The sequence below is a fragment of the Kitasatospora sp. NPDC087314 genome (assembly GCF_044744365.1).
Taxonomy (GTDB): Bacteria; Actinomycetota; Actinomycetes; order Streptomycetales; family Streptomycetaceae; genus Kitasatospora.
This window is the reverse complement of the sequence record NZ_JBIUYE010000036.1, coordinates 1-8,866: the sequence shown is the minus strand read 5'-3', so window position 1 is coordinate 8,866 and position 8,866 is coordinate 1. Positions and strand designations below refer to the sequence as shown.

Here is an 8,866-nt window from a genome sequence, read left to right as displayed (position 1 = left end):
ACCACCCCCACCACCCCCAGGAGCACCCGATGAACCCCGACCACCCCGACCACCCCGGACACCAACTCCCCGGCCCCCACACCGTCACCATCACCCTCCACCACACCCACCTCATCACCATCCCCAACACCGGCCACACCCTCCCCCTCGAAACCCCCCACCACCTCGCCCACCACACCCACCAATTCACACAAGAACTCGCCATCAAATCGCAGCCATGACCACAGCCCCCCCTGCCACCGCGCTCAGCACGCTCCTCCCACCAACCGTCCACTGCACCGAAGCCTTCGGCCCACCGCCCCACGGCGCCCTCCTGGACGCGGAGCGCCGCCACATCCACGGCCGATCGCCCCGCCGGCAGCGGCAGTTCACCGCCGCCCGCACCCTCGCCCGCCAGGCCCTCACCGAGCTCGGCCATCCCCCGACACCCCTGCTCCCCGGGCCGGGTGGCGCCCCCGACTGGCCCTCGGGAGTCGCCGGGAGCATCACCCACTGCACCGGCTACACCGCCTGTGCAGCCACCCGCACGACCCACCTCGCCGGGCTCGGCATCGACGCCGAGCCCGCCGAACCGCTCCCGCACGGCGTACTCGACCTCACCGCGACCGCCGACGAGCGGCGCCACCTCACCCGTCTCCCCTGCGGCCAAACCCCTTGGGACCGCCTCCTCTTCAGCGCCAAGGAAGCCACCTACAAGGCCTGTTACCCCCTCACCCGCCAGTGGGCCGGCCTCGCCACCATCACCGTCCACCTCCGCCCCGACCACACCTTCACGGCCTGCCACCCCCACCACCCGACGCCGCACCACGGCCGCTGGACCGCCACCGAGGGAATCCTGATCACCACGCTCACCATCCCTCGCAGCGCCACCACGGGCTGAGCACGGCGAGCCCACCGACCTCCCGGTCTCCGCACCGCTCATCAGGTGCGGGTCCACGTCCGCCGAGTCGAAGACGTCCCGCAGGTCCTCGGTGGGTTCCAGGGCTTGCGCCCGTCCGACTACTCCGGAGGGGGTGCGGTACAGCGGCATACGGGCGACGCCAACTCTGGAGCATGACAAATGATTTGACGTCACCGCATTTGAGGAACTCTCAAGCATGCAGGATGGCCCGAGACCGCCGAATGACGGAGGATCGGGCCCGAAGCAGGGACAGTCAGCGGACGATCAGAGGGACACGAGGACCGGCTCATGGAACTGGCACGCACGCTCACGCTCATCACCGCCGCCGTCACCTGCGGACTGACCGCCGGGCTGTTCTACGCCTACGCGTGCTCGGTCATGCCCGCCCTCGCGCGGGTCGAGGACCGCACGTTCATCGAGGTCATGCAGCGCGTCAACGTGGCGATCCTGAACGGCTGGTTCGTCCTCGGCTTCGTCGGCGCCCTCCTCAGCACCGGCGCCGCCGTCGCCCTCCACCTGCCCTCCGACGGCCACCACGCACTGCCCGCCACCATCGCCGCCCTCGTGCTCTACGTCGCCGCGATCGGCGTCACCCGCTCCGTCAACATCCCGCTCAACGACGAACTCGCCGCCGCCGGCGAACCCGAGCGGGTCACCGACCCCGCCGGCGTCCGAAACCGCTTCGAAGCCCGCTGGGTCCGCTTCAACGTGCTGCGCGCCCTGCTCTGCACCGCCGCCCTCGGCTGCCTCGCCTGGGCGCTCGTCCTCAACGGGCAGGGCTGATCCGGTCGGTGTCGGCGGTGCGCACCACCTCGATGAAGCCCGTCGTGCTCGGCCCCGCGCCGGGCGGGAACGGGCGGCCGAGCTCGGCGGCGATCTCGTCGAGCATGGTGAGCCGGGTGGTCCAGCCGTGGGCGTCGAGCCAGTCGTGCGTTCCGGGGCCGAGACCGCCCTGCCACAGGTCGGTGATGTGGGCGAGCGCCGGGTCCTGCGGGGTGCCGGTCACGTCCCGGCCCTTTTCCAGCAGCAGCCGGCTGCCCGGGGCGGAGAGTTCGCCGACGGCGGTGAGCAGGCCGGCCACCTGGTCGGCGGTGAGGTAGACCAGCAGCCCTTCCGCCAACCAGGCGGAGTCGGCCCTGGCGAAGTGCCGGACGGAGGCCGCCCTTTCAGCCGAGGTCACGGATCCGGGCGAGTTCGCTGTCGAGGTCGAGGTGGTCGGACTCCGACCCGGCGGGCACCAGGGCGAACGAGTCCGCGAGGAAGGCGGTGACCACGTCCTCCGGTGCACTGAGCACCGTCTCCCCGGCGGGGCCCTGCAGGGTGATGAAGACCTCTCCCTCGGGCCCGGGCCCGACCCTGACGTCGCCGCGGCCGACCTGCGCGTGGCGGCCCTCGTCGAGCAGGTCGCGGCTGAAGTACCAGCACAGTCGGAAGTCGTCGCAGGAGCAGCCGCTCGACGACAGCGGGAACGCCAGGCAGGCCGCGTAGGGAAGGGCCGTGTCGAAGCGGAGCTCCGCGTCGACCGGGACATCGGGCAGCGGGCTGTCGGGGAACGTGACGGACATGGGGCGCACAGCGGACATCGACACCGGATCAGCCTCCTCCGACGGCTACACGTCGACCCCGAGCGGGCCGACGGCCGTGAAGGGCGCCTACCCGGGCACCCGCGTGCCAGTCGGTGGCCGCCGGCATCTGCACAACTCCGCCACATCGCGGTCGCGTTGACGCCGAACGGCCCGGTCCACCCGCGGCCACCGGGTCGCCACAGCACCCGCGGGGCACAAGTCCGTTACAGCGGCACCGGTTTCCTCCCACCCCGAGCGCTTCCCTGCCATCATCCAGGTTCCTGCTCAGGCACGCCGGGTGGCGGCCCACGCCTCGGCCCGAGCCCAGACGACGAGGAGTCCGGTGACCGTATCCGACAAGTCATCGACGCGCGCACCGCGGGATGCCCGACACCTCAGGCGGGCCGCCGCTCGGGCCGTGCGGGTGGTGGTGCAGGTTCTGCTCGTGTTGGCGGGCCTGTCCGTGGTCGGGCTCGGCTTCTCATGGTTCGTCGACACCTACCACGAGGGACGGGCCTATCGCACCGCCCCGACGTGCGGAACTCCCGCCGTCAGGCCCGGCGCCGACTGCGTGCGGCAGGAGAGCGGGCGGGTCACCAGGAGGGAGGTGCAGCAGGACAGCGATTCGACCACCTACGTCCTGACCGTGGCCCGCGAGATGGCGCCCACCGACACCTACGACGTCGGGAAGGCCTTCTACCGCGACGTGGAGACCGGGACGATCGTGGATCTGAAGGTCTGGAGAGGTCTGGTGGTCGAGCTCGGGTACCACGGGCACAAGGCCGACAACCCGCACATTCCGTGGCTGACCCTCCTGAAGCTGGGGCTGCTGATCGGCGCGGGAACAGCCGTGATCACCTACGGCGCGTTCGGCCCGGATCTGGATTCCCGGCTGGTCCCGGTCGGGATGGCCGTGCTCGTCGCGGGCGCCACGTTCGTGGGCGCCACCATCCTGCTCTCGATGCTGTGGCCGCTGGCGGTGGTCCTGACCATCGCCATCCTGGCCTGGCTGCTCGCGGCCGCCACCACCCTGGGAATTTCGACGGCGTAGCACCACTCGACCGGTTGTCAGGTCTTCAACACCGGAAATAGGCTGCGACCTTCCGCTCATGCCACCCACCGGGGAGGACACCCATGCCCAGCAGCAGGAACCGTAGGAGCAGGACCGCCGCGACCCTCCTCACCGTCACCGTGGCCGCTGCCCTCTTCGGCGGCACCCCCGCGATGGCCAAGCCCGGAGGCGCCCCCATAGCCGCTCCCGGAACCGCCACGGGGGACGACCGGCGCGAGGTCGAGGTGTTCGGCGAGGACGGCGGCATCTCCCGGGCGCACGTCCCGGGCGCCTCGCCGTACACGGTCTCCCCCCGCGCCCAGGGCGTGGCCCCGCTCCAGGGCGACGGCGACGTCACCGCCCTGGTGCGCAACGGCGATCCGGCCGCCAAGCTCGACGTGGTGGTGATCGGGGACGGCTACGCCGCGCAGGAGCAGGACAAGTTCCGCGCCGACGCGGCCGAGAAGTGGAACGAGATCACCGCCGTCGAGCCGTACGCCACCTACCGCAAGCTCTTCAACGTCTGGACGGTGTCGGCCGTTTCGCCGGAGTCGGGCGTCTCCGGGGACCCGGACCAGACGACCGTCCGGCACACGGCGCTGGGCTCGTACTTCTGGTGCGACGGAGTGGAGCGGCTGCTCTGCGTGGACGAGAAGGCGGTCGAGCGCTACGCGGCCAAGGCCCCGCAGGCGGACCTGGTGCTCGTGGTGGCCAACAGCGCCAAGTACGGCGGTGCCGGCTACAACGACGTGAAGTCCCCGCTCGGCTACGAGGGCATCGCCACCGTGGCGGGCGGCAACGCGAAGTCCGGGCAGATCGCGGTGCACGAGACCGGGCACTCACTGGGCAAGCTCGCCGACGAGTACGCGTACGACGGCCAGGGCACCTACCAGGGCGCGGAGCCGGCCGAGGCCAACATCAGCACGCTGACCGCCGACCGGATGCGCGCGCAGGGCACCAAGTGGTCCCGCTGGCTCGGCCAGGCATCGCCGGACGGCGGGACGGTCGGCGCGTACGAGGGCGGCGGCTACTACCCGGCGGGGCTGTACCGGCCGACCGAGAACTCGATCATGCGCTCGCTCGGGCGGGAGTTCAACCTGCCCGGGCGGGAGGCGATGATCGCCGGCTTCTACCGCCACGCCACCCCGCTGACCAGCCCCACCGCCACCGGCACCTGGCTCACCGCCGCCGACCGCCTCACCGTCGACCTCCCGGTGGCGGGTACCCGGCTGCGCTGGTACCTGGACGGACGCGAGGTGTCCGGGCTGCGCGGGCGCACCGCGGTCGACCTCGCCAACCTCCGCCTGACCGGCCCTCGTTCCCGGCCCCACCTGCTCACCGCCGTCGCCACCGACCCCACCCCGGCCGTCGCCGACCCGGCGCTGCGCGAGAAGCTGACCGGGAGCCTGTCCTGGCTGGTGACGTCCTGACGCCCCGGCAGCCCTGCCTCCCAGCAGCCCTGCGTCCGACCGAGCCGCGTCCGACCGACCTGAATCCGTGACGCCCTGACGTCCCGGCCCGGTGCCGAGTACCGGGCCGGACCGGACCGGGCCAAATGGTCCAGACCTATTGACGGCACATCAGGGCGCTCCTACGATTCCCAGCGGCTGCAACGCGCCCCCTGCCGGGTGACGAGGTGCGTGCCAGGGTCGTCGCGACAGGCAACCTGGCGGGCACGTGCCGCGGCCGGGCTTCCCGCCGACCGACCACCCCCACGTCACCTCGCCATGGCCACCCCCACGCCGCCCCACCCCCACGGGGCACCCCGGCCATGGCCGGAAGGGAGCTAGACCGTCATGGCCCACCGAACCGCGCGCCTGCTCGGAGCGCTCGCGCTCGCCGTAGCGGCGATCGGCCCGACCACGGCGAGCGCCACCGCCGCCACCACCACCCCCACGAACCGCGCCAAGCCCGCCGACAGCGCCGCCTGCGGCCAGCAGCAGCGCCCGACCGGCAAGGTCCTGCAGGGCTACTGGGAGAACTGGGACGGCGCCGCCAACGGCGTCCACCCCCCGCTCGGCTGGATCCCGCTGACCGACCAGCGCATCACCGGCGCCGGCTACAACGTCGTCACCACGGCCTTCCCGGTCATCCTCTCCGACGGCACCGCGCTGTGGCAGGACGGGATGGACACCGGCGTCAAGGTGCCCACCCCCGACCAGGTGTGCCAGGCCAAGGCGAGCGGCCTGACCGTCCTGATGTCCATCGGCGGCGCGGCGGCCGGCATCGACCTGTCCAACAGCGCCGTCGCCGACCGCTTCGTGTCCACCATCGTGCCGATCCTGCAGGCCAACCACTTCGACGGCATCGACATCGACATCGAGACCGGCCTGGTCGGCACCGGCGACATCAACTCGCTCTCCCCGTCCCAGGCCAACCTGATCCGCATCATCGACGGCGTCCTCGCCGCCATGCCGCCCGGCTTCGGCCTGACCATGGCCCCCGAGACCGCGTACGTCACCGGCGCGAGCATCGTGTACGGCTCCATCTGGGGCGCCTACCTGCCGGTCATCAAGAAGTACCTGGACAACGGCCGCCTGTGGTGGCTGAACATGCAGTACTACAACGGCAGCATGTACGGCTGCTCCGGTGACTCCTACGAGGCCGGCACCGTCCAGGGCTTCACCGCCCAGACCACCTGCCTCGACAAGGGCCTCACCGTCCAGGGCACCACCATCCGCGTCCCGCTCGACCGGCAGGTCCCCGGCCTGCCCGCGCAGCCCGGCGCGGGCGGCGGCTACCTGTCGACCGGGCAGGTCTCCCAGGCCTGGAACTCCTACGGCAGCGGGGCGTCGAACCGGCTCAAGGGGCTGATGACCTGGTCGATCAACTGGGACGGCTCCCGGAACTGGACCTTCGGCAACAACGTCCGGTCCCTCCAGGGCCGCTGACCCGGCGCGCCGGTCGGCACGGCGACGGCCCGGGTCCGGCAGCAACGTGCTGCCGGGCCCGGGCCTGCCGTCAATGCCGGTCCGCTCGGCACCTGGAGTCGGTCGTTCCTCCACGCGGAGGGTTGCGCCGCAACGGCGCCAGCTCGCGGGCCAGCGTCCGTACGTCCACCGCTATCCGCGCCGCCAGCTCGCCCGGCCCCGCGTCGCCCGGCAGCCGTCGCGACCAGGAGCGCGCCTTGGCCGGGCCGTCCTGGACCATGTCGAAGTTCAGCCGCACCGCTTCGGCCACGTCCGCCACGGTCACCAGGATCCTGGTGTCCGCGAGCTCGATCGTGACCTCGTTCCCGATGCACGAACACGCCACCAGACCCTCGATGTCCTCCTCCGCCAGATACCTCGCCAGGGGAACCGCTCTCCCCCGCACCAGAAACGGACGTACCACCGGCCCCACAGACCCCGCCCCCTCCCCAGCACACCGGACGCACCGATCACCGTGCGGCCCGGCCGGCGGCGCAAGCGCGCCGCAAAACGACCCGGCCCGCCCATGCTCCCCCGACACCCACCAAAACGCCAACTCCACAGGGTTCCAGCCGACTTGACCGAAGGCACCCACCCGGCGCACCGGCGCACGCCCCGGCGCATCCGGTGCTGTTGACGCCGGTCGCCCGAACCCCGCCCGAACACCCGGCGGCCGGCAGACGACCACCGGAACGGCAACAGGCCACCGGAACGGCAACAGGCCACCGCCACGGCGAAGGGCCCGGCACGCCGGAGGTGGCGTGCCGGGCCCTTCGCGGTACGGCTCAGCGGCCGCCGCGGCCGAACCTGCCGTGCAGGACCAGGGACCGGGTCAGCGCGGCCAGCCCCGCCGTGCAGAGCAGCGTGCGCAGCATGTTGGCCGCCACCCAGGTGCCCTCGAACCTGGCGCGCACGCCGGCGAAGTCGGTGATCTGGGACGGGTCGCCGGCCTGCGCCAGCTGGTTGTTGAGCGGGATGTTGACGCCCATCGTGACCATCAGCGCCACGACGTAGAGCACCGTCGCCGCGGCCGCCCACAGCGCCGCCTGCCGGCGCCCGGCCTTGTGCTGCAACCAGGCCGCCACGCCCGTCGCGACGAAGGCGCCGACGAAGACCAGGCCGAACATCCCGTTCTCGATCGACTTGTTGATGTGCTGCATCGCCGTCACGTACGTCCGGTCGTCGCCGGCCGCCAGGCCCGGCATCACCGACACGTCGAAGGCGAAGAACAGGCCCGCCATCAGGCCCATCGCGATCGTCGCCGCCGCCAGCACCGGCCCGGCGGCGCGACGCCGCCCGGGCCCGCCGTGCGGCGAACTCCCCGGCCGCACACCGCCGATGGCCGACGGAACCGCGTACGACACCGGTACCGCAGTCTGCTCCGAACGCATCACAAGACCCCTTCACTCTCCCGGCCCGACGGAACGCGGCGCCGACGAACAGCGGAACAACCGACACCGCCCACCGTGCGGCGTGGAGCGCAACGGAACCGCGACAACCGGAACCCCGCTACGCGCCGGGGCACTTGCGCCGCCCGAGAGTGCCGGGAGCGGTCACAGCACCGGGGCCAGGGTGCGCCGGTAGCGGCGCTCCAGCACCGTCCGACCGAGCAGCCGCACCGGGGCCGGGATGGTCGCCGACACCGCCCGGACGGACGCCTGGTCCGCGCCGTCGAACATCCACGGCTGCAGGTACGTCATGACCTGCGTCGGCGCGCTCTGGATGATCCTCCGCTCCACCCCCAGGTACTCCTCCACCGGCATCCCCGCGACGGCCGGGAACACCACCGGCTCCTCGTGCCCCAGATGCTCGCGGATCAGGCTCTCGAACCCCGCCGCGGCCTCCCGTAGTTCGGCGCCGCCGCCGGAGGCCAGTACCTGCGCCACCCGGCTCATCGTCCGGTCGAGCTCCTCGTGGTCCTGCTCCAGGACGCCGCCGCCGTCGAAGCCCGGCACGCGCTGACGCAGGAACGGCCAGAGGATGTCGTCCTCGCTGCGGTGGTGCCAGTCGATGACGGCCCGCAGCCGCCCGAACCAGTCCGCCAGCGCCGCCGAGGACGAGCCCCGGGCGGCCGCCGCACTCAGCCGCGCGGCGTCCCGGCGCATCGCCACGTGCATCAGCGCGAAGCCCCGGACATGCCCGGGCAGTGCGCCCACGCCCTGCTCACTCGACCAGACCGTCTTGCGATCCGACATCACACGACCTCCAGAGTAGGTTCAGCTGTACGACCAACACCCGCCCGGTGGCGGCCGGTTGGTTCCGACACCGGCGAGCCGGCTCACACGTTCCACACGCCCGAGACCGCGGCCTCACGGGCGAAGTCGGCGAAGTCCCTCGGCTCACGCCCCAACGCCCGCCGCACCCCGTCCCCCAACGACGCATTACGACCGTCCAGAATCACCGAGAACAACTCCGCGAAGTCCCCCGGCAACCCCGCCTC

General features: G+C 72.1%; 11 protein-coding genes and 1 pseudogene. 6 read left to right on the top strand and 6 right to left on the bottom strand.

The features are described from left to right. From ACIO5E_RS39495 to ACIO5E_RS39485, 3 genes are all read left to right on the top strand, one after another. A partial coding sequence (locus ACIO5E_RS39495; RefSeq protein WP_400677523.1) for a hypothetical protein occupies nucleotides 1-221 on the top strand: 221 nt, incomplete at its 5' end. Further along, a complete protein-coding gene (locus ACIO5E_RS39490) occupies nucleotides 218-880 on the top strand; it encodes a 4'-phosphopantetheinyl transferase (protein WP_400677520.1) in 663 nt (220 codons plus the stop codon). The genes ACIO5E_RS39495 and ACIO5E_RS39490, both read left to right, overlap by 4 nt. 309 nt (nucleotides 881-1,189) lie before the next feature. Next, nucleotides 1,190-1,684 (top strand): DUF1772 domain-containing protein, encoded by a 495-nt coding sequence (locus tag ACIO5E_RS39485; RefSeq protein WP_400677518.1) that lies wholly within the window; start codon nucleotides 1,190-1,192, stop codon nucleotides 1,682-1,684. Here ACIO5E_RS39485 and ACIO5E_RS39480 read toward each other — a convergent pair. Next, on the bottom strand, nucleotides 1,668-2,081 hold the full coding sequence (locus ACIO5E_RS39480) for a hypothetical protein (protein ID WP_400677516.1): 414 nt from the start codon (nucleotides 2,079-2,081) through the stop codon (nucleotides 1,668-1,670). The genes ACIO5E_RS39485 and ACIO5E_RS39480 overlap by 17 nt on opposite strands. Next, nucleotides 2,068-2,466 carry an SsgA family sporulation/cell division regulator gene (locus tag ACIO5E_RS39475; protein ID WP_400677514.1) on the bottom strand — a complete coding sequence of 133 codons (399 nt, stop codon included), beginning with the start codon at nucleotides 2,464-2,466 and terminating at the stop codon, nucleotides 2,068-2,070. The genes ACIO5E_RS39480 and ACIO5E_RS39475 overlap by 14 nt, the downstream gene beginning before the upstream one ends. A 427-nt stretch (nucleotides 2,467-2,893) precedes the next feature. Between ACIO5E_RS39475 and ACIO5E_RS39470 the strand changes: the two genes are divergently transcribed. The 3 genes from ACIO5E_RS39470 to ACIO5E_RS39460 all read left to right on the top strand — a co-directional run bounded on the left by ACIO5E_RS39470 (nucleotide 2,894) and on the right by ACIO5E_RS39460 (nucleotide 6,408). Then, nucleotides 2,894-3,517, top strand: a complete 624-nt coding sequence (locus tag ACIO5E_RS39470; RefSeq protein WP_400677511.1) for a hypothetical protein — start codon at nucleotides 2,894-2,896, stop codon at nucleotides 3,515-3,517. A gap of 83 nt (nucleotides 3,518-3,600) precedes the next feature. Next, nucleotides 3,601-4,947, top strand: coding sequence for a M64 family metallopeptidase (locus ACIO5E_RS39465; protein ID WP_400677508.1), 1,347 nt, complete (start codon nucleotides 3,601-3,603; stop codon nucleotides 4,945-4,947). Nucleotides 4,948-5,313: 366 nt separating this feature from the next. After that, nucleotides 5,314-6,408, top strand: a complete 1,095-nt coding sequence (locus tag ACIO5E_RS39460; protein WP_400677506.1) for a chitinase — start codon at nucleotides 5,314-5,316, stop codon at nucleotides 6,406-6,408. Between the two features lie 70 nt (nucleotides 6,409-6,478). On the opposite strand, the gene ACIO5E_RS39455 is transcribed toward ACIO5E_RS39460, so the two are convergent. The 4 genes and pseudogenes from ACIO5E_RS39455 to ACIO5E_RS39440 all read right to left on the bottom strand — a co-directional run. After that, entirely contained in the window at nucleotides 6,479-6,772 is a 294-nt protein-coding gene (locus ACIO5E_RS39455; protein ID WP_400677503.1) for a hypothetical protein, read from the bottom strand. 439 nt (nucleotides 6,773-7,211) lie between these two features. Next, on the bottom strand, nucleotides 7,212-7,817 hold the full coding sequence (locus ACIO5E_RS39450) for a DUF1772 domain-containing protein (protein ID WP_400677501.1): 606 nt from the start codon (nucleotides 7,815-7,817) through the stop codon (nucleotides 7,212-7,214). Nucleotides 7,818-7,979: 162 nt separating this feature from the next. Next, nucleotides 7,980-8,621, bottom strand: a complete 642-nt coding sequence (locus ACIO5E_RS39445) for a hemerythrin domain-containing protein (RefSeq protein ID WP_280686403.1) — start codon at nucleotides 8,619-8,621, stop codon at nucleotides 7,980-7,982. 83 nt (nucleotides 8,622-8,704) lie between these two features. Beyond that, nucleotides 8,705-8,866: pseudogene (locus ACIO5E_RS39440) on the bottom strand (NmrA family transcriptional regulator); the annotation flags it as partial.

Excerpts from the sequence above, each read along its gene's own strand:
- ACIO5E_RS39475 (WP_400677514.1), bottom strand. The coding sequence starts at position 2,466 with ATGTCCGTCACGTTCCCCGACAGCCCGCTGCCCGATGTCCCGGTCGAC.
- ACIO5E_RS39460 (WP_400677506.1), top strand. The coding sequence starts at position 5,314 with ATGGCCCACCGAACCGCGCGCCTGCTCGGAGCGCTCGCGCTCGCCGTA.
- ACIO5E_RS39490 (WP_400677520.1), top strand. The coding sequence starts at position 218 with ATGACCACAGCCCCCCCTGCCACCGCGCTCAGCACGCTCCTCCCACCA.
- ACIO5E_RS39445 (WP_280686403.1), bottom strand. The coding sequence starts at position 8,621 with ATGTCGGATCGCAAGACGGTCTGGTCGAGTGAGCAGGGCGTGGGCGCA.
- ACIO5E_RS39450 (WP_400677501.1), bottom strand. The coding sequence starts at position 7,817 with ATGCGTTCGGAGCAGACTGCGGTACCGGTGTCGTACGCGGTTCCGTCG.
- ACIO5E_RS39485 (WP_400677518.1), top strand. The coding sequence starts at position 1,190 with ATGGAACTGGCACGCACGCTCACGCTCATCACCGCCGCCGTCACCTGC.
- ACIO5E_RS39465 (WP_400677508.1), top strand. The coding sequence starts at position 3,601 with ATGCCCAGCAGCAGGAACCGTAGGAGCAGGACCGCCGCGACCCTCCTC.